Origin of the sequence: Micromonospora sp. CPM1 (assembly GCF_023896895.1) — a bacterium.
Classification (GTDB): domain Bacteria; phylum Actinomycetota; class Actinomycetes; order Mycobacteriales; family Micromonosporaceae; genus Micromonospora; species Micromonospora tulbaghiae.
This window is the reverse complement of sequence record NZ_JAMHIU010000005.1, coordinates 173,357-191,975: the sequence shown is the minus strand read 5'-3', so window position 1 is coordinate 191,975 and position 18,619 is coordinate 173,357. Positions and strand designations below refer to the sequence as shown.

Here is an 18,619-nt window from a genome sequence, read left to right as displayed (position 1 = left end):
TCAATCATCCACGACCGGGAGCATAGGGCCACCACACGTCCAGGAGGTCCCCGCCGTGACGACCACACCCCAGGCGGTCCGCAGGGCATCCCCGCGCACCCGCCGGAAGACCACCCCGGCCGCACCCGACCCGTCGGCCGGCTTCATGCCGCAGCGGGAACCGGTCCGGCTGCTCGAACCCGACGGGACCCCGCTGCCGGCCCGCGACGACTACCCGGAGCCGCCGGTCGAGACGCTGCGCGAGATGTACCGGCGGATGGTCGTCGGCCGCCGCTTCGACGTCCAGGCCACCGCGCTCACCAAGCAGGGCCGCCTCGCCGTCTACCCGTCCGCCCGTGGCCAGGAGGCGTGCCAGATCGGCGGCGTCCTCGCGCTGCGCGACACCGACTGGGTGTTCCCCACCTACCGCGAGTCGATGGCGCTGACCGCGCGCGGCCTCGACCCGGTCGAGGTGCTCACGCTGCTGCGCGGCGACTGGCACTGCGGGTACGACCCGGCCGCCACCCGCACCGCGCCGCAGTGCACCCCGCTCGCCACCCAGTGCGTGCACGCCGCCGGGCTGGCCTACGGCGAGTCGTACCAGGGCCGCGACACGGTGGCCCTGGCGTTCATCGGCGACGGCGCCACCAGCGAGGGCGACTTCCACGAGGGCATCAACTTCGCCGCCGTGTTCAAGGCGCCCGTCGTCTACCTGGTGCAGAACAACAAGTACGCGATCAGCGTGCCGCTGTCCCGGCAGACCGCCGCGCCGAGCCTGGCCTACAAGGGCGTCGGCTACGGCGTACCCAGCGAGCAGGTCGACGGCAACGACCCGGTGGCCGTCCTCGCGGTGCTGGAGCGCGCCGTGGCGCACGCCCGCGCCGGCAAGGGCCCCTACCTGATCGAGGCACACACCTACCGGATGGAGCCGCACACCAACGCCGACGACCAGACCCGCTACCGCGACGCCGACGAGGTCGAGGCGTGGCGCGACCGCGACCCGATCGCCCGGCTCGAGGCGTACCTGCGGGCCAAGGGCGTGCTCGACGACGACGCCGTCGCGGCGATCGCCGCGGAGGCCGAGGAGTACGCCGCGGCGCTGCGCCGCCGGATGGACTCCCAGCCGACTGTGGACCCGCTGAGCCTGTTCGACCACGTGTACGCCGAGCCGACGCCGCAGCTGGCCGAGCAGCGCGAGATGGTCCGGGCCGAGCTGGCCGCCGACGCGGAGGGGGACGCCTGATGGCCACCATGACCATGGCGAAGGCGCTCAACGCCGCGCTCGCCGACGCGATGCTCGACGACGACCGGGTGCTCGTCTTCGGTGAGGACGTCGGCCAGCTCGGCGGCGTCTTCCGGATCACCGACGGGCTGCAGGCCCGCTTCGGCGACAAGCGCTGCTTCGACACCCCCCTCGCCGAGGCCGGCATCGTCGGGTTCGCCGTCGGCCTGGCCATGTCCGGGCTGCGACCGGTGGTCGAGATGCAGTTCGACGCGTTCGCGTACCCGGCGTTCGAGCAGATCGCCTCGCACGTGGCGAAGCTGCGCAACCGCACCCGCGGGGCACTCAGCGTGCCGATCGTCATCCGGGTGCCGTACGCCGGCGGCATCGGCGGCGTGGAGCACCACTGCGACTCGTCCGAGGCGTACTACGCGCACACGCCGGGCCTGAAGGTGGTCACCCCGGCCACGGTGGACGACGCGTACTCGCTGCTGCGCGCCGCCATCGACGACCCCGACCCGGTGGTGTTCCTGGAGCCCAAGAAGCTCTACTTCACCAGCGCCGAGGCCGAGCTGCCGGCCCGTACCGCGCCGATCGGCACCGCCGTGGTGCGCCGCCCCGGCACCGACGCCACGCTGATCGCGTACGGCCCGGCGGTGCCGGTCGCGCTCGCCGCCGCCGAGGCCGCCCGCGAGGAGGGCTGGGATCTGGAGGTCGTCGACGTACGCAGCATCGTGCCGTTCGACGACGCCACCGTGACCGCCTCGGTACGCCGTACCGGCCGGTGCGTGGTGATCCAGGAGGCGCAGGGCTTCGCCGGTGTCGGCGCGGAGATCGCCGCCCGGGTGCAGGAGCGCTGCTTCCACGCCCTGCACGCCCCGGTGCTGCGGGTGTCCGGGCTGGACATCCCGTACCCGGCGCCGATGCTGGAGCACACCCACCTGCCCTCGGTCGACCGGGTGCTGGACACCGTGGCCCGCCTTCAGTGGGATGACCAGCCCGACACGCGGTGGGTGGCGGCATGACAGCGGCGATCGGAACCCGCGACTTCCTCCTGCCCGACCTCGGGGAAGGGCTGAGCGAGGCGGAGATCGTCGAGTGGCGGGTCGCCGTCGGCGACGTGGTCACCGTGGACCAGACCGTGGTCGAGGTGGAGACCGCGAAGGCCGTGGTCGACGTGCCGTGCCCGTACGCCGGACGGGTCGTGGCCCTGCACGGCGCGGCCGGTGAGGTCCGCCCGGTGGGTCAGCCGCTGATCACCATCGCCCCGCTCGACGGCGCTCCCGACCCGCACGCCACCTACCGCGAGGAGGAGCGGGCCGGTTCCGGCAACGTCCTGATCGGCTACGGCACCGGCCACGGCGGCACGGGCCGGCGGCGGCGCCGTCCGCGGCTGGCGCTCGCTCCCGACCCCGGCGCGCCGAACGCGGCTGGCCCCGTGCCCGGTCCGGCGTCCGCGTCAGGCTCTCCGCCCCCGGCGGCTTCGACTCCGGCGGGCTCTCCCGCCCCGGCGGGTTCGGCGCACGCGGGCTCTCCGGCCCCGGCGAGTCCGGGTCCAGCCGGTTCGCCGGCCCTGGGCGGCGTGTCCGCGTCGGCGGACCGCACGGCCGAGCCGGCACCGACCGGCGGACCGGCGGCGCCGCTGGTCATCTCGCCGATCGTGCGGCGGCTCGCGAAGGAGCACGGCATCGACCTGGCGTCGCTGCGCGGCACCGGGCCGGGCGGCGTGATCCGCCGTGCGGACCTGGACGCGGCAGTGGCCGCCCCCGCCCCGGCGGCCCGGCTCGCCGCGGTGCCGGACGCCCCGGTCGCGCACGTCGGGCTCGCCCCGGCCGGCGACGGTGACACGGTCATCCCGCTCACCGGCATCCGCAAGGTGATCGCCGACAAGCTCTCCCGCAGCCGGCGGGAGATCCCCGAGGTGACCATCTGGGTCGACGTGGACGCCACCGGCCTGCTGGAGACGCGCGCCGCGATCAACGCGGCCACCCCTGACGCGCCGGTGAGCATCCTGGCGCTGCTGGCCCGGATCTGCCTCAGCGGCCTGCGGAGGTACCCGCAGCTCAACGCGCACGTCGACACCGAGGGGCAGCGGATCGTGCAGTCCGCGGGCGTGCACCTGGGCATCGCGGCGCAGACCGACCGGGGCCTGGTCGTGCCCGTGGTACGCGACGCGCAGCGGCTCACCACCCGGGAACTGGCCACCGCGCTCGCCGAGACCACGACGGCCGCCCGGGCCGGGACGCTGCCACCGGCACGGCTGACCGGCGGGACGTTCACGCTCAACAACTACGGCGTGTTCGGCGTGGACGGCTCCACGCCGATCATCAACCACCCGGAGGCCGCGCTGCTCGGCGTCGGCCGGATCGTCGACAAGCCGTGGGTGGTGGACGGGCAGCTCGCCGTCCGCAAGGTGACCCAGATCAGTCTCACGTTCGACCACCGGGTCTGCGACGGTGGCGTGGCCGGCGGCTTCCTGCGCCACGTCGCCGACTGCGTCGAGCAGCCCGCCCTGCTGGTAGCCAACGTCTGACCCGGCCTCCTCCGGCCCCGGTCCTCACCAAGAGGGCCGGGGCCGCACCCGTCCCCGCCCGCCGCCCCTCCGCGATCTTGCACTCGCTGCCCCCGACGTGCCCTATTCGCCCCCTTCTGGAGGGCCGCAATCGCAAGATCGCGGCAGTGGTCCGGTGGCGTGGGCGGGGTGGGCGCGAGCGGCGGGTGCGAGCGGCGGGGAACCGGGCGGAGGGGGCGTGGGGCGCAAGCGGGGACGGGAATTACCTGTCCGGCACAATTCGCGCAGCTGTTTCCGAGCAATTCCGCCGAAGGTGCCACGGCGCGATCCCGGGCCTACAGAATGTGGGCGAGAGGGTTCGGAAATGGGGGGCGAAATATGTTTGCGAGGCGCCGACTGACGCTTTTCGCGATGACCGTCGCAGCCGCGCCGCTGGCGGTCGGCGCGTGTACCGCCGGCCCGAAGTCGGTGGCGAAGCGGGCCGAGGCCGCACCACCGTCGGTCTCCGTGTCGCCGGCCGACCGTACCCGGGACGTGCCGATCAGCGCGGAGGTGGGGGCGAAGGTCAGCAACGGCAAGGTGACAGCCGTCAAGCTGACCGACGACAAGGGAAACGCGGTGCCGGCCCAGCCGCGTGAGGACGGCTCCGGCTGGGTGCCGGACCGGCCGCTCGCCAATTCCCGGACGTACACCGCGGAGGTGACCGCGACCGGCGATTCCGGCAAGACCGCCACGCAGAAGACGACGTTCACGACGATGGCCAAATCCACCAAACCGGCCGTCACCAGCGAATTGTATTTCCGGCCGAATCAGACGTACGGGACGGCGATGCCGGTCGTGCTCGGATTCGACCCGCCGATTCCGAAGGAGGCCCGCGCGGACGTCCAGCGCCGGCTGTTCGTGAAGACCGACCCGCCACAGCCGGGCACCTGGTCCTGGGTGGCCGACGGCAAGCAGGCCGAGTACCGGGCGCCGGACCGGTGGAAGCCGGGCACGAAGATCAGCGTGCGCAGCGCGTTGCAGGGGCTGCCCATCGGCAAGGACGCGATCGGCGACTCCGACCGGGTCGCGAGCGCCAAGGTCGGCCGCCAGGTGACGCTCGACATCGACAACGGGACCAAGCAGATGACCGTCTACCAGGACGGCAAGGTGCTCAAGAAGATCCCGGTGAGTCTGGGCAAGGCGAGCACGCCGACGTCCAGCGGCAACATGGTGATCATGGAGAAGCACGAGCACACCACATTCGACACCCGTGGTGAGCCCAACGGCGGCTACGTGGTCGACGTGGACGACGCCCAGCGGCTGACCTGGGGCGGCGAGTTCATCCACTCGGCGCCGTGGTCGGAGGGGGACCAGGGGAGCACGAACGTCTCGCACGGCTGCACCAACGTCTCGGCCACCGCCGCGGACTGGCTGATGGGCTTCACGCAGGTCGGTGACCTGGTGACGGTCAAGGGCACCGAGGTGAAGCTCGACCAGGGCAACGGCTTCACCGCCTGGAACGTCGGCTGGGACGAGTTCGCCAAGGGCAGCGCGCTGCCCGTACCGGCGGGGCTGAAGCCCACGCAGAGCGCCACGCCGCACCCGGGCGCGGTGGCCGGCGGGTCGTCACCGGCCCCGGCCCCCTCGCGGAGCAACAGCGGCGGCTGAACCTGGGGAGGAACGGCCACGGGGCCGGCCCGCGTCCGCGCGGGCCGGCCCCCGTCGTGCTCAGTCCAGGCCGACGCGGGCCACCCCGGTCGCGGTCAGGCTGCCCAGCCAGAGGTGGCGGCCGTGCTGCCGCACGCCGGTGACCATCGGGTACGCCCCGCTCGGGCCGTGCAGCGTGCGCAGCACCCGGCCGGTGCCGTCGACCAGCGCGACCAGCCCGTAGCGGCGCGGCTGCGGCTGCACCGCGCCGGGCAGCAGGGCCACGATCTGCCGCACCCGGGGGTGTGGCAGCAGCCGTTCCATGGCGCGCAGCCGGGGGCTGGGCAACGCGACCCAGTAGGTGCCGTCGCCGACCGCGGAGATGTTGTCCGGGTACGCGGGCAGATCGGTGAGCACCGTGGCCCGCCCGCTCGGCAGGTCCACCCGGAGCAGCCGGTGGGTGGCGGTCTCGGCGAGCATCAGCGCCGACTCGTCCGGGGTCAGCGCGAGCCCGTTGGGGAAGTAGAGCCCCTCCGCGACCACGTCGGTGCGCCCGGTGCCCCTGTCGTACGCGAGGATCCGCCCGTTGGGCCGGTGCTCCAGCAGGTCGCGCTTCCAGTGCGAGAGCGGGAACCGGTCGGACGAGTCGGTGAAGTAGACGGTGCCGTCGCGCGCCACCGCCGCGTTGTCGGCCAGGTGCACCGGCGGCGCGGTGCCGGTCAGCTCGTGCACCCGGCCGGCCGGGTCGACCCGCAGCAGTCCCCGGTACGCGTCGCAGACCAGCAACCCGCCGTCGACCGGATCGTGCTCGATGCCCAGCGGCCGCCCGCCGGTCTCGGCCAGCAGCGTGGGCGGGGTGCCGGGCGGGGAGTCGGCCGGCCACCACCAGAGCCGGCCGTCCTCGTCGCCGCTGACCACCCGGCCGTCGCCGTCGACCACCACGTCCTCCGGGCCGTGCCCGCCGGCCGGCAGCGGCAGCAGGTCGGCCCGGTCGAGCCGGGTGTCAGCGGGCGTCCAGGGGCCGGTGAGCGGCGGCGGCACCGTGGCCGGTTCGCGGACCGGCCGGATCAGCAGGGGGGCACGCGGGCGGGGGACGGCCATCGGCTCATTGTGGCCCGGCGGCGTCGCGCTGGGCAGTCCCCGACGGCGTTTCGCGGCGGCCCGCGCGGCGTGGCGTGGCGGCTGCGGGATGACCCTGAGACGGCTCGGGGTCGGGTCCCGGACAGTACCCGGAACCCCCGCCGCGAGGCCCGGAAATGTCGGTGGGGCCGGGTAGGTTTGGCCGCATGGTACACAGCGTTGAGCGCTTCCACGTGGCGATGGACGTGCACGATCACGTGGTCGAGCTGCGCCCGGTCGGCGAGATCGACATCGCCTCCGTGACGGCGTTCCGGGCCGCGCTCTGGGCGGCGCCGGCCCGGCCGGTGCTGCGGGTCGACCTGTCCGGTGTGCGGCTGCTTTCCGCCGCCGGGGTCCGCGCGCTGGTCGCCACCCACCTGCGGGTCCGGGCCCGCGGTGGCGAGCTGGTGCTCACCGATCCCGACCCGGTGGTGGCCCGGGTGCTGCGGGTGACCGGCCTGCACCGGGTGCTCCCGGTGCGCTGCTCCGACCGCTCGCAAGCCCTGCCCGGCCGCGCCCACGACCTGCCCGGCCGCTCCCACGACCTGGTGGCCTGCGCGGCCTGAGCCCGAGCGGGGCGCCGGGCGGCCGGAGCACGAGCGGAGCCGCCGCGCGCCCCGAGCACGAACCGGGCCGCCGCAGGTCGGCCGGGCACGAACCGGGCCGCCGCGCGTCGGCCGGGCACACGTCGGGCCGCCGGCGCGAGTGCCGACGGCCCGACGTGGACGGCGCTGCGCTCAGCGCACGCCGAGCAGGTCCACCACGAAGACGAGCGTCTCGTTCGGCTTGATGACGCCACCCGCGCCCCGGGCGCCGTAGCCCAGGTGCGGCGGGATGGTGAGCCGGCGCCGGCCGCCCACCTTCATGCCCACGACGCCCTGATCCCAGCCGGCGATGACCTGGCCGCCGCCGAGCGGGAACTCGAACGTCTCACCCCGGTTCCACGAGGCGTCGAACTCGCGGCCGTTCGAGTGGGCCACGCCCACGTAGTGCACGCTCACCAGTTGGCCCGGGCGGGCCTCCGGGCCGTCGCCGACGGTGATGTCCTCGACGACGAGATCGGCGGGCGGCGCGCCCTCGATCGGGCCGACCTCGGGCTTGTCCATGAGCGGGTCTCCTCGGATGCTGACGGTGTGGTCACTGTCGATCCTGCCGGATCGCGACCGGCCGATACGCGCCGGTCCCCGCACACCGGCGTGGCGGGGACACGAAAGGGGGCGGGCGCCGCCTGTCGGCGACGCCCGCCCCGGGGCGAGCTGGTCACTTCAGCCAGGGGAGACGCTGGACCAGGGGGAGCCTCGCCCAGACCCGGCCGAGGCCGAGGGTGTTGCCGGCGCCCACCAGGGCCAGGCCGGCCAGCAGGCCCGCGTAGATGAGGTGGTCGTCCATGAAGGGGTTGTTCGCCGGGGGCAGCACCGCCGTCCACATCAGGACCAGGAGCAGACCGCCCGCGACCGCGGCGACCCGGATGCCGATGCCGAGCATCAGGGCGACACCGATGCCGAGCAGGCCGACCATGAACAGCGTGTCCGCCCAGGCCGCGCCGGCCAGGTTCTGGTAGAAGCCCGCGAACGGTCCCTCGACGGCGTTGCCGAGGAAGCCCTTGGTGGGGCTACCGCCGTTGATCCAGGCGTTCTTCGCCGGGGTCTCGTGGCCGAGGCCGAACATCTTGTCGAGGAAGGCCCAGAGGAACACCCAGCCCAGGGCGAGCCGCAGACCGGCCCAGACGTACCGGGTGGCCTTCTGGCGGGTGGTCTCGGTGTGCGCCGCCGGAGCGATGGTGGCGGCGGGGGTCCGCTTGACGGCGGGGGTCCGCTCGATTGTCGCGGTCATTGTCTCCACGTCCCTTCCTGTGCCTCGCACCGCGCTTCCCGGTGGCACATTCATTCCACCGCCGCGCGGCGTCCGGGAGCAGGGCCGAGAGGTGCCCTCGTGACCGGGTCATTGGTCCCGTCCGTACCCGGTCCGGTCGGCCCGTCGCGGCCGGTCCGCCGCCCCTGACCAGGGCGCCCGCCGGCCGCCTACCGTCGCAGGTGGAGGCCCGGCACGAGGAGGTCGTGATGAGGACGTGGCAGGTGGCCGACGTGATGACCAGGGACGTCGCGACGGTGACGGAGGAGACCCCGTACCGCGAGGTGGTCGACGTGCTGGTCCGGCAGCGGATCAGCGGTGTGCCGGTGGTGGACTCGTTCCGCCGCGTGCTCGGGGTGATCTCCGAGGCGGACCTGCTGCACAAGGTGGAGCGGTCCGGCCACCCGGACGAGCGGCGGGTCTTCGAGGGGCGGCGACGCCGTACCGCGCGGGAGAAGGCGGGCGCGCTCGTCGCCCGGGACCTGATGACCGCCCCGGCGGTCACCACCCACGAGCGGGCGTCGCTCGCGGCGACGGCCCGGCTGATGGACCAGGAGGCGGTGAAGCGGCTCCCGGTGCTGGACGACCTGGGCCGCCTGGCCGGCATCGTCACCCGCGGTGACCTGCTGCGCGTGCACCTGCGTACCGACGCGGAGATCCGCGAGGAGGTCGTGCACGAGGTGCTGCGCCGGGTGCTGTCGGTGCGCGACGGCCTGGTCACCGTCCAGGTCCGCGGCGGCGAGGTCACCATGGACGGGCGGTTGGACCGGCGCAGCGCCGTCGACCTGGCCGGCCGTCTCGCCGCCCAGGTCGCGGGCGTGGTCGCGGTGCACAACGCGATCGGGTACGACGTGGACGACACCACGCTGATGGAACTGGACCCGGTGCACGCCACCCCGGTGGCCTGAGCGCCGCCGCCCGGGCCCCACCGGTCAGGTGGGGCCCTCGGTGGCGAGCTGGGCGGCGAGCAGCGCCGGGGCCTCGGCCAGCGACGGGCCGTACCAGGTGAGGTGCCGGCCGGACACCAGCGCCGCCGGCACGCCGGGGAACGCCTCCGGCCCGTCGTCGGCGGTGAACCGGTACGGCTCGTCGGGCAGCACCACCAGGTCCGGCGCCCGGGCGCGCAGCTCGTCCAGGCCCGGCCGGGGATAGCGGTCCGCGTCGTCGGCCCAGCCGTTGCGCACACCGAGCCGGGCCAGCACGTCCCCGGCGAACGTGTCCCGCCCCAGCACCACCCACGGCCGCCGCCACACCGGCACCACGGCGGTCCGGACCCGTCCCGGCGGCGGCAGCGCGGCCCACGCGCGGCGGGCCTCGCGCAGCCACGGCGGCTCGGCCGGCGCGCCGAGCGCGACCACCAGCTCACCGAGCTGGTCGAGGGCCTCCGGCACGGTACGCGGGAAGGTGACCCGGACCGGCACCCCGGCCGCGCGCAGCGCCTCGGCGTCGGCCAGCCGGTTCTCCTCCTCGTTGAGCAGCACCAGATCCGGCTCCAGCGCGAGCACCCGGTCCAGGTCGGGGTACTTCGTCCCGCCGACCCGGGCGACGTCCAGCCCGGCCGGATGGGTGCACCAGTCGGTGGCCCCGACCAGCACCTCCGGGCGGGTGGCCGCGACCGCCTCGGTCAGCGACGGCACCAGCGACACCACCCGCACCGCGTCTCCTCCCCTCGGGCCGGACCGGCCGGTCAGTGGGCCGGCGCGGCCACGGCGTCGGCGGTCTCCGTCGGCAGGCCCGCCACCGGCACGCCCTTGCGTACCGCCCAGTCGACCGCCGCGCGTAGGTCCGCGGTGGGCAGCGGCCGCCGGGTGGTCACCCCGACCGCCGCGTGCACGGTGTACGCCATGAACGGGTACGACCGGGCCAGCGCGCCGATGGCGTCGTGCAGCCGGCGTACCACGTCCAGCGCCGCCGGCTCGTCGAGCCCTGGCAGGAGGAGCTGGAACTCGTTCTCGGTGACGCGCAGCGCGCGGTCGACCGGCCGCAGCACGGCGGTGATCGCGGTGAGCACGGCGTGCCCCTCGCGGGCGACACCGCGGCGGCCGAAGCGTTCCGGCGAGCCGGGCGGCGCGTCCACCCGCAGGCCGACGAGCGCCACCGGCAGCGTGCCGGAGGCGGTCACCCCGTCCGCGCCGGACCACCGGGCCAGGCCGGGTTCGTCCAGCATCGCCTCGGCCGGCTCGACCGGCTGGTCGTTCCGGTCGCCGCGGCGGGCCAGCAGCCGCAGCGCCGCCTCGGCGCGCGGTTCGCCCGGCCCGGCCGGGATGTCCCGTACCCGGGCGATCGCCTCGTCCAGCGCGGTACGCGCCGCGGCGGGCAGCCGCTCGGCGAGCTGTTCGCGCAGCCGGATCGCCTCGTGCAGCGCCTCGTCGCGGCGGAACCCCCAGCGCCCCTCGAACAGGCGGCCGGACTCCAGCGTCGGCGCGGGCATCACGTCGGCCCGGTCGTGCGCGACGAGTGTGGCGCCGAAACGCGGGCTCAGGGCCACCACCGTCCACTCCCCGGCCAGCGCCTCCGCCTCGTCCAGCGCCACGCCGTAGGCGCCCTCGGGCAGGTCGGGCGGCGGTCCGCCGACCATCGCCACCACCGTCACGGCGGCGCGGCCGGCTATGCGCCGGTAGACCTCGCGCTCCCGGGCGAAGTACGGCAGCCGCTGGAACAGCGCGAGCACGACGAGCGGGCCGTCCTCGGCCTCGGCGAGCGCGGCGCGTTCGATGGCATGGGAGACGGCGACGAGACTGCGTTTGGTGAACTGTTCCGGGGTCCGTCCGCTGGGCACGGGCAGAGCCTAGAGGGACGGGCGCGGTAGCGCACCGGTCGGCCGGACCGGTCCTGCCGCACCGCCTACACTCGGGCGTCGACCGGACGAGGGGGATCGGGGCGAGATGACGAGCACAGGCAGCGTGACCGCCTCCTGGCTGCGGCCGATCCCGCCCGGTGTCGCGCCGTCCCTGGTCCGTGCCGGCCACTTCGGCCACGCCGGGCGACGGCTCGGTGAGCTGGTGCAGGGCCGCCCGCCGGGGGTCACCGGCAGCCAGTGGAGCACCGCCGGGCGGGCGTCGCTCGACCTGGTGGTCTGCGCCGCCGACACCGGGCTGCCGCGCTTCGCGGTGCGGTTCACCGCGCCCGCCGGCGACGGATCGCCCGCGCGGCGGGAGGAACGGCTGACCGACGCCGTCTGCGTCGCCGTCGGCCTGCCGCTGCTGCGCGTCGAGTCGCCGGCGCTGGGCGGCGCGGAACAGGCCCGCCGGTTCGCCGAGTACGTGCTGGACGCGCGGGCCTACGCCGACGGCACCGACCCGGACGGCGGCGACGCGGTCGGCTTCCGGGACATCGTCGGCCGGTTGCCGGACGGCCGGCAGGGACCGGTGAACGACCTGGGCGCGCTGGCCCGGGTCGAGGCGGTCGAGGCGTACGTGGCGGGCCGGATCGCCGACCCGATCGTGCGCGGCCTGCACGTGCGCTGGACCGGCGGCCCGGCGGAGGGCTGGGCCTGGGCCGAGGTGCGGCCCGGCCGCTGCCTGCTGGAGCGGGTCCGGCTGACAGCGCGCGGCTTCTCCTGCGGCGTCGACCCGGGCCGGCTCGCCGAGGACCTGGCCGTGGTGGCGCTGGGGGAGCGGCTGCGTGACCTCGACGCCGCCGCGCCGTCCCTGCTGGACCGTGACGAGCTTCTCCGGCGGGTACGTGCGCTGGCCGCGCGGCGGGACTCCTTCGACGGCGGCTTCGCCTTCGATCACCTCTGCGCCGACTGAACCGTCCTCGCCGGCGACGACGGCGACTTTCGATTTTTTCCGATCTCCGGTTGAACCTTCGCCGACGGCGCTCCGTACCTCATCGGGAATGGACGCAGATCTTCCCCGCCGCGCCCGGACGGCGCGGAGACGGTGCGGAAAGGGCATCGTCGGCCATTGACGTGCGACCGAGCGTCGCAGTGATCTCACACCCCGAATTCGTCGGTCCGCCGGGATCACCAGTCAACTACCGGATCGAGAAGGAGAGCAATTCGATGCGCAGGTCCACACGGGCGCGCCGGTCATCCGGTAACGCGCGGAGCAAGCGGTTGCTGGCGGTTGTCGGCACGCTCGCGGTCTTCGGCGGCATCGTCGCCGTCACCCAGATCTCGTCCGCCCAGGACCGGCGGACGACCACCCGCGCCGCGTCGGCGTCCTGCGTGCCCGCGAGCCCGGGGGCGACCGCCCCGAACGGCCAGGGCAGCACCACCCGTACCTGGCAGAACGGCCGCTGGGTCCGCAGCCACTGGGGCGACGGCCAGATGTCACCGGCCGAGTGTCAGCAGACCAACGCGGGCGGCGCCGGCGCCGGCACCCCGACCGTGGCCTGCCCGGACGTCCGCGGCCGGCTGCCGCAGGTGCCCGACCGGGCGCGCGCCGAGGTGGACCGCACCCTGGCGCTGCTGGAGTCGCAGATCGCCGACGCGAACCGGCGGCTCGCCGCGGACGGCCGCAACGGCGGCGACTTCATCAACAACGCGATCCTGCGTCCGCTCGCGGACAAGCGCACCGCGGCGCTCAACCGGATCGCCACCGCCATCGGCCGGGTCGCCCAGCGCCCGCAGGGCCTGGACCAGCTCGCCCAGTGCGCGCTGACCGACACTCCCGGCACCGGCGGCGGCCAGAACGGCGGCAACAACAACGGCGGCCAGAACGGCGGCAACAACGGGGGCCAGAACGGCGGCGGGAACAACAACGGCGGTGGCCAGAACAACGGCGGCGGCAACGGCCTGAACGTGCTCGCCAAGGACTGCTCCGGCAGCCAGCTCCAGGCGCACGACGGTTTCCAGAACGGCAACCGGTGCGTGAGCACCGCGTTCGGTGAGGTGGGCGCCGCGGCGAACAACCCGTCGCTGCTGATCACGCAGTTCCCGAACCAGGTGCGGCGCAACCAGCCGTTCACGCTCCGGGTCACCACCAAGAACCTGGTGCGCGACCGCTTCCTCGCCGCCGGCCAGGGTGGCTACTACCTGGAGAGCTCGCTGCTCAACGGTCAGGGCCTGGTACGCGGTCACTTCCACACCGCCTGCCGGATGCTCGGCAGCACCCGGCAGCCTCCGAACCCGCAGGACGTGCCGGCCTTCTTCGTCGCCACCGAGGACGGGCGGGGCGGTGACCAGCCGGACGACGTGCTGATCCAGATTCCGGGCCTGGCGCAGTCGGGCGTGGCGCAGTGCGCGGTCTGGGCCGGTGACGGCTCGCACCGCATCCCGATGATGGAGCGGGCCAACCAGACCCCCGCCATCGACGTGGTGCGCATCCGGGTCAACTGAGCCGGCGAACGGCCGTGGCCGTCCGGGGGACTCCTCCGGGCGGCCGCTGCCGTTCCCGCGTACGGGCACGGTGGGAGGTGATCCCGGAAGAAATCTCGTGCCGGCGGTATCCAGCCGGATGAAAAGCGCCGACCACAGAAAGCCGATCGGGGCCACACCGATTTCTCAGCGTGACCCCGGGATGCCCGACGGTGAACCGGTGACGGTCAGCGGTTCTTGTACGCCTCGACCACCGACACCGGGATGCGCCCGCGCTCGGAAATCTCGAACCCGTTCTTGGCGGCCCATTCGCGGATGGCGCGGTTCTGCTCGCGGTCCATTCCCGAGGTGCTCGGCCGGGTGGTGCGGCGGGCGCCGCGGGTGACCTCGGTCGCTCCCCGGCCGATTCGCCTGCCAGCGCTGATGTACGGATCCAGCGCCTTGCGCAGGACGCCCGCGTTCTCGTCGGAGACGTCGATCGTGTACGCCACGCCGTCCAGGCTGAACTCGACGGTCCGATCGGCCTTTCCGCCGTCGAGGTCGTCGGTCAGAACGGTGATTACTTTCCTTGCCATCGCCATTACTCCCTGTGTCGGGCGGGGTGTGGCTAAGAGTTTGACCTACCGTGCGGTAATTCCGCAACAATAGCCCGCTGTTTCCATTCGGCGGGTCGCGGTAAACGGTGCCGCCATTGGGTGCGCGGCGCGGGAACGAGGCGCTCCGGAGTGGCGTGGGTCACAACCCGGAACAAGGGACACGTTTTGTTACTTGAGCCAGACACGCTCAACCAACGTGATGGCAGGTGTTCGATGGCAACTCTTCCGGTACTTCCTCTGACCGACGCCGTCCTGCTGCCCGGGATGGTCATCCCGGTGACCCTCGACCCGACCACCCAGGCCGCCGTCGACGCGGCGCGCGCCACCGGCGACAAGGAACTCCTGGCCGTACCCCGCATCGACGGCGAGTACGGCTCCGTCGGCGTGGTCGCCACGATCGAGAAGGTGGGCCGGCTGCCCAGCGGCGAGCCGGCGGCGGTCATCCGCGGCCTGGCCCGCGCCCGTATCGGCTCCGGCGTGCCCGGCCCCGGCGCCGCGCTCTGGGTCGAGGCGACCGCACTCGACGAGCCCGCACCGGCGGGCCGCGCCCGGGAACTCGCCCGCGAGTACCGCGCGCTCATGACGTCCGTGCTGCAACAGCGCGGCGCCTGGCAGGTGATCGACGCGATGGAGCGGATGACCGACCTGTCCGAGCTGGCCGACTCGGCCGGTTACGCGCCCTGGCTCAGCCTGACGCAGAAGACCGAACTGCTCGCCGCGCCGGACGTCACCGCCCGGCTGGAACTGCTCGTCGGCTGGGTGAAGGAACACCTGGCCGAGCAGGAGGTCACCGAGCAGATCAACAGCGACGTCCGCGAAGGGCTGGAGAAGTCCCAGCGGGAGTTCCTGCTCCGCCAGCAGCTCGCCGCGATCCGCAAGGAGCTCGGCGAGGACGAGCCGGACGGCTCCGCCGACTACCGCTCCCGGGTGGAGTCCGCCGACCTGCCGGAGAAGGTGCGCGAGGCGGCGCTGCGCGAGGTCGGCAAGCTGGAGCGGGCAAGCGACGCCTCACCCGAGGCGGGCTGGATCCGTACTTGGCTGGACACCGTCCTGGAGATGCCGTGGAGCACGCGTACCCAGGACAACACGGACCTGGCCGCGGCCCGGGCCGTGCTCGACGCCGACCACGCCGGCCTGGCCGACGTGAAGGACCGCATCCTGGAGTACCTCGCGGTGCGCAACCGGCGCGCGGAGCGCAACCTCGGCGTGGTCGGCGGGCGCGGCTCCGGCGCGGTGCTGGCCCTGGCCGGCCCGCCCGGTGTCGGCAAGACCAGCCTCGGCGAGTCGGTCGCCCGGGCTCTGGGCCGCAACTTCGTCCGCGTCTCCCTCGGCGGTGTCCGGGACGAGGCGGAGATCCGCGGCCACCGGCGCACCTACGTCGGCGCGCTGCCCGGCCGGATCGTGCGGGCGCTGCGCGAGGCCGGCTCGATGAACCCGGTCGTGCTGCTCGACGAGGTCGACAAGCTGGCCGCCGGCTATTCCGGTGACCCGGCGGCGGCCCTGCTGGAGGTGCTCGACCCGGCGCAGAACCACACGTTCCGCGACCACTACCTGGAGGTCGACCTCGACCTGTCCGACGTGCTGTTCCTGGCCACCGCCAACGTGGTCGAGGCGATCCCCGGCCCGCTGCTGGACCGGATGGAACTCGTCGCGCTGGACGGCTACACCGAGGACGAGAAGGTCGCCATCGCCCGGGACCACCTGCTGCCCCGGCAGCGGGACCGGGCCGGGCTGACCGCCGACGAGGTCGACGTCGCCGACGAGGCGCTGGCGCTGATCGCGGGCGAGTACACCCGGGAGGCCGGCGTCCGGCAGCTCGAACGGGCCCTCGCGAAGATCCTGCGCAAGGTCGCCGTCGCGCTCGCCGCGGACTCCGCACCGGTGCACGTCGACGCCGGCAACCTGGCCCGCTACCTGGGCCGGCCGAAGTTCACCCCGGAGTCGGCCGAGCGGACCGCCGTGCCCGGCGTGGCGACCGGCCTGGCCGTCACCGGCGCCGGTGGCGACGTGCTGTTCATCGAGGCCACCACGATGGAGGGCGAGCCGGGGCTGACGCTCACCGGCCAGCTCGGCGACGTGATGAAGGAGTCCGCGCACATCGCGTGGTCGTACCTGCGGTCGAACGGACGGCGGTACGGCCTGGACCCGAACGCCCTGGCCGGGCGGCGGATCCACCTGCACGTCCCGGCGGGCGCGGTGCCCAAGGACGGCCCGAGCGCCGGCATCACCATGGTGACCGCGCTGGCGTCCCTGGTGACCGGGCGGCCGGTGCGGCCCGAGTTCGGGATGACCGGCGAGGTGACGCTCTCCGGCCGGGTGCTGCCGATCGGCGGGGTGAAGCAGAAGCTGCTCGCCGCGCACCGGGCCGGTCTCACCGAGGTGATCATCCCGAAGCGCAACGAGCCGGACCTGGACGACCTGCCGGCCGAGGTGCGGGAGGCGCTGACCGTGCACACCCTCTCCGACGTGGCGGACGTGCTCGCGCTGGCGCTGCGACCGGCCGAGATCGACACGGAGTCGCTGGACGGTCCGGCGCTCGCCGCGGCCTGACGACCGATGCGCCCCGGCCACAGACCCACTGTGGCCGGGGCGCCGTCGTGTCCGCCCGCGGGTCGCGCCGGGCTCAGCGGCGGTCGCGCCGCTCGTAGCCCCGGTCGCGGCGCTCGCCCGTACCGTCGCCGTCGCGGTCCCGGCGCACCGTCGCCTTGCGCCCCTTGATGGTGGTGCCGCGCAGCCCGGCGATGATCTCGTCGGCCACCCCCTGCGGCACCTCGACCAGTGAGAACCGGTCCGCGATCTCGATCGAGCCGATGTCCCGGCCGTTGATCCGGGTCTCCCCGGTGATCGCGCCCACCAGGTCCTGCGGCCGTACCCCGGCCCGGCGGCCCAGCCCGATGAAGACCTGGGTGGTGCCGCCGGTACGCGGGCGCCCCGGGCCGCGGCGCTCGCCCCGCCCGCCGGTCTCCGGCCGGCCCTCGCGCGGACCGCGGACCGGAACCTGCGGGATCTCCTCCTCGTCGTCCGAGCCCGGCGACGTCGCCTCGTGCGCCAGCTTCACCGCCGCCAGCGCCACCTCGACCAGGTCGAACTCGTCGGTGAGCGACTCCACGATCGCCCGGTACGGGTCGAGGTCGTCCTCCAGCAGGCTCTCCCGCAGCGCGCCCTGGGTCAGCTCCAGCCGCCGGGTGCGCATGTCCGCCACCGTGGGGATCTTGTCGATGGCGATCCGCTGCCCGGTGACCCGCTCGATGGTCTTGAGCATCCGGTGCTCGCGCGGCTCGGCGAGCGTGATCGCCACACCCTCCCGGCCGGCCCGGCCGACCCGCCCGATCCGGTGCACGTACGACTCCGGTGCGGACGGGACGTCGTAGTTGACCACGTGGGTGAGCTGCTCGACGTCCAGCCCTCGGGCGGCCACGTCGGTCGCGACCAGCAGGTCCGCCGTGCCGGCGCGCAGCCGGCCCATCACCCGGTCCCGCTGCTCCTGGCTCATCCCGCCGTGCAGCGCCTCGGCCCGGTAGCCCCGGCCGTTCATCGTCTCGGTGAGCCGGTCCACCTCCTCGCGGCTGCGGCAGAACACGATCGCCGCGGTCGGCGACTCCACGTCCAGGACCCGGCCCAGCGCGGCCGGCTTGTGCCCCCGGGCCACGATGTACGCGCTCTGCCGCACCCGGGGCGCCTCCCCGGCGACCGGCCGCTCCCGCTCGATGCGGATGCGGACCGGGTCGGTCAGGTGCTGCCGGGCCAGCCCGTCGATGCGGGCCGGCATGGTGGCCGAGAACAGCACCGTCTGCCGACCGGCCGGGGCGTGCTCCAGGATCGCCTCGATGTCCTCGGCGAAGCCCATGTCGAGCATCTCGTCCGCCTCGTCCAGCACCACCGTGCTCAGCGCGCCGAGCCGAAGCGTGCCCCGGGCGATGTGGTCCAGGGCTCGACCCGGCGTCGCCACCACCACGTCCACGCCGTGGTCGAGCGCGCGCAACTGCCGGCCGATCGGCTGCCCGCCGTAGATCGGCAGCACCCGGGCGCCCAGGTCCTTGCCGTAGCGGTGGAACGCCTCGGAGACCTGCACGGCCAGCTCACGGGTCGGCACGAGCACCAGCGACACCGGGTCGCCCTCGGCCCGGCCGACCGGCATCCGCTGCAACAGCGGCAGCGCGAACGCGGCGGTCTTGCCGGTACCGGTCGCCGCCTGTCCCAGCAGATCCTGCCCGGCCAGCAACGGAGGGATGGCCTCCCGCTGGATCGGCGTCGGTTCCTCGTACCCGAGCGCGGACAGCGCGCCCAGCAACTCGGTGCGGAGCCCGAGATCGGCGAAGGCGAAGGCGTCCTCGGCGTCGTCGGGAACGGCGGGGTCGGTCGGGGTCGGTGCGGCGGTCATGCGACAAGTTTTTCATCACCGCCGCGCGGCGGTCGCGGCGACCGGGGCAAACGTTCGCCGCGCCACC

16 protein-coding genes are annotated in these 18,619 nt (G+C 74.2%); 9 read left to right on the top strand and 7 right to left on the bottom strand.

The window, feature by feature from the left end:
• The first annotated feature begins 22 nt into the window (after positions 1-22).
• The 4 genes from pdhA (at position 23) to M8C11_RS08480 (ending at position 5,363) form a co-directional block, all read left to right on the top strand.
• Positions 23-1,222, top strand: a complete 1,200-nt coding sequence (gene pdhA, locus M8C11_RS08495) for a pyruvate dehydrogenase (acetyl-transferring) E1 component subunit alpha (protein WP_252449231.1) — start codon at positions 23-25, stop codon at positions 1,220-1,222.
• A complete protein-coding gene (locus M8C11_RS08490) occupies positions 1,222-2,226 on the top strand; it encodes an alpha-ketoacid dehydrogenase subunit beta (RefSeq protein WP_091417870.1) in 1,005 nt (334 codons plus the stop codon). The genes pdhA and M8C11_RS08490 overlap by 1 nt, the downstream gene beginning before the upstream one ends.
• The gene (locus tag M8C11_RS08485; RefSeq protein ID WP_252449154.1) at positions 2,223-3,734 is read left to right on the top strand and encodes a dihydrolipoamide acetyltransferase family protein; all 1,512 of its coding nucleotides are present in this window, start codon (positions 2,223-2,225) and stop codon (positions 3,732-3,734) included. Before M8C11_RS08490 ends, M8C11_RS08485 begins: the two co-directional genes overlap by 4 nt.
• Positions 3,735-4,091: 357 nt before the next feature.
• Entirely contained in the window at positions 4,092-5,363 is a 1,272-nt protein-coding gene (locus M8C11_RS08480) for an Ig-like domain-containing protein (protein WP_252449153.1), read from the top strand.
• 60 nt (positions 5,364-5,423) lie between these two features.
• On the opposite strand, the gene M8C11_RS08475 is transcribed toward M8C11_RS08480, so the two are convergent.
• Positions 5,424-6,443, bottom strand: coding sequence for an SMP-30/gluconolactonase/LRE family protein (locus M8C11_RS08475; protein WP_252449152.1), 1,020 nt, complete (start codon positions 6,441-6,443; stop codon positions 5,424-5,426).
• A 185-nt stretch (positions 6,444-6,628) separates the two neighbouring features.
• Between M8C11_RS08475 and M8C11_RS08470 the strand changes: the two genes are divergently transcribed.
• Entirely contained in the window at positions 6,629-7,027 is a 399-nt protein-coding gene (locus M8C11_RS08470; RefSeq protein WP_252449151.1) for an STAS domain-containing protein, read from the top strand.
• A 171-nt stretch (positions 7,028-7,198) separates the two neighbouring features.
• Here M8C11_RS08470 and M8C11_RS08465 read toward each other — a convergent pair whose 3' ends face one another.
• Together M8C11_RS08465 and M8C11_RS08460 are read right to left on the bottom strand one after the other, a co-directional pair.
• Positions 7,199-7,567, bottom strand: a complete 369-nt coding sequence (locus M8C11_RS08465) for an FKBP-type peptidyl-prolyl cis-trans isomerase (protein WP_120569670.1) — start codon at positions 7,565-7,567, stop codon at positions 7,199-7,201.
• A 154-nt stretch (positions 7,568-7,721) separates the two neighbouring features.
• The gene (locus M8C11_RS08460; RefSeq protein ID WP_374667520.1) at positions 7,722-8,303 is read right to left on the bottom strand and encodes a hypothetical protein; all 582 of its coding nucleotides are present in this window, start codon (positions 8,301-8,303) and stop codon (positions 7,722-7,724) included.
• Positions 8,304-8,521: 218 nt separating this feature from the next.
• Between M8C11_RS08460 and M8C11_RS08455 the strand changes: the two genes are divergently transcribed.
• Complete coding sequence (locus tag M8C11_RS08455; RefSeq protein ID WP_120573754.1) at positions 8,522-9,220, top strand: CBS domain-containing protein; 699 nt, start codon at positions 8,522-8,524, stop codon at positions 9,218-9,220.
• Between the two features lie 24 nt (positions 9,221-9,244).
• On the opposite strand, the gene M8C11_RS08450 is transcribed toward M8C11_RS08455, so the two are convergent.
• Both M8C11_RS08450 and M8C11_RS08445 read right to left on the bottom strand, forming a co-directional pair.
• On the bottom strand, positions 9,245-9,967 hold the full coding sequence (locus M8C11_RS08450; protein ID WP_252449150.1) for a helical backbone metal receptor: 723 nt from the start codon (positions 9,965-9,967) through the stop codon (positions 9,245-9,247).
• A gap of 32 nt (positions 9,968-9,999) precedes the next feature.
• Entirely contained in the window at positions 10,000-11,091 is a 1,092-nt protein-coding gene (locus M8C11_RS08445) for a DICT sensory domain-containing protein (protein WP_252449149.1), read from the bottom strand.
• 106 nt (positions 11,092-11,197) lie between these two features.
• On the opposite strand from M8C11_RS08445, the gene M8C11_RS08440 reads away from it, so the two are divergent.
• Entirely contained in the window at positions 11,198-12,064 is an 867-nt protein-coding gene (locus tag M8C11_RS08440; RefSeq protein WP_252449148.1) for a DUF2726 domain-containing protein, read from the top strand.
• A gap of 254 nt (positions 12,065-12,318) precedes the next feature.
• Positions 12,319-13,596 (top strand): hypothetical protein, encoded by a 1,278-nt coding sequence (locus M8C11_RS08435; RefSeq protein ID WP_252449147.1) that lies wholly within the window; start codon positions 12,319-12,321, stop codon positions 13,594-13,596.
• Positions 13,597-13,802: 206 nt separating this feature from the next.
• Here M8C11_RS08435 and M8C11_RS08430 read toward each other — a convergent pair whose 3' ends face one another.
• Positions 13,803-14,150: an Lsr2 family protein gene (locus tag M8C11_RS08430; RefSeq protein ID WP_252449146.1), complete on the bottom strand. Its 348-nt coding sequence runs from the start codon at positions 14,148-14,150 to the stop codon at positions 13,803-13,805.
• A 234-nt stretch (positions 14,151-14,384) separates the two neighbouring features.
• Here M8C11_RS08430 and lon point away from each other — a divergent pair, with 234 nt between their 5' ends.
• Positions 14,385-16,721, top strand: a complete 2,337-nt coding sequence (lon, locus tag M8C11_RS08425) for an endopeptidase La (protein WP_252449145.1) — start codon at positions 14,385-14,387, stop codon at positions 16,719-16,721.
• A gap of 73 nt (positions 16,722-16,794) precedes the next feature.
• On the opposite strand, the gene M8C11_RS08420 is transcribed toward lon, so the two are convergent.
• Positions 16,795-18,552, bottom strand: a complete 1,758-nt coding sequence (locus M8C11_RS08420) for a DEAD/DEAH box helicase (protein ID WP_252449144.1) — start codon at positions 18,550-18,552, stop codon at positions 16,795-16,797.
• Positions 18,553-18,619: the final 67 nt, after the last annotated feature.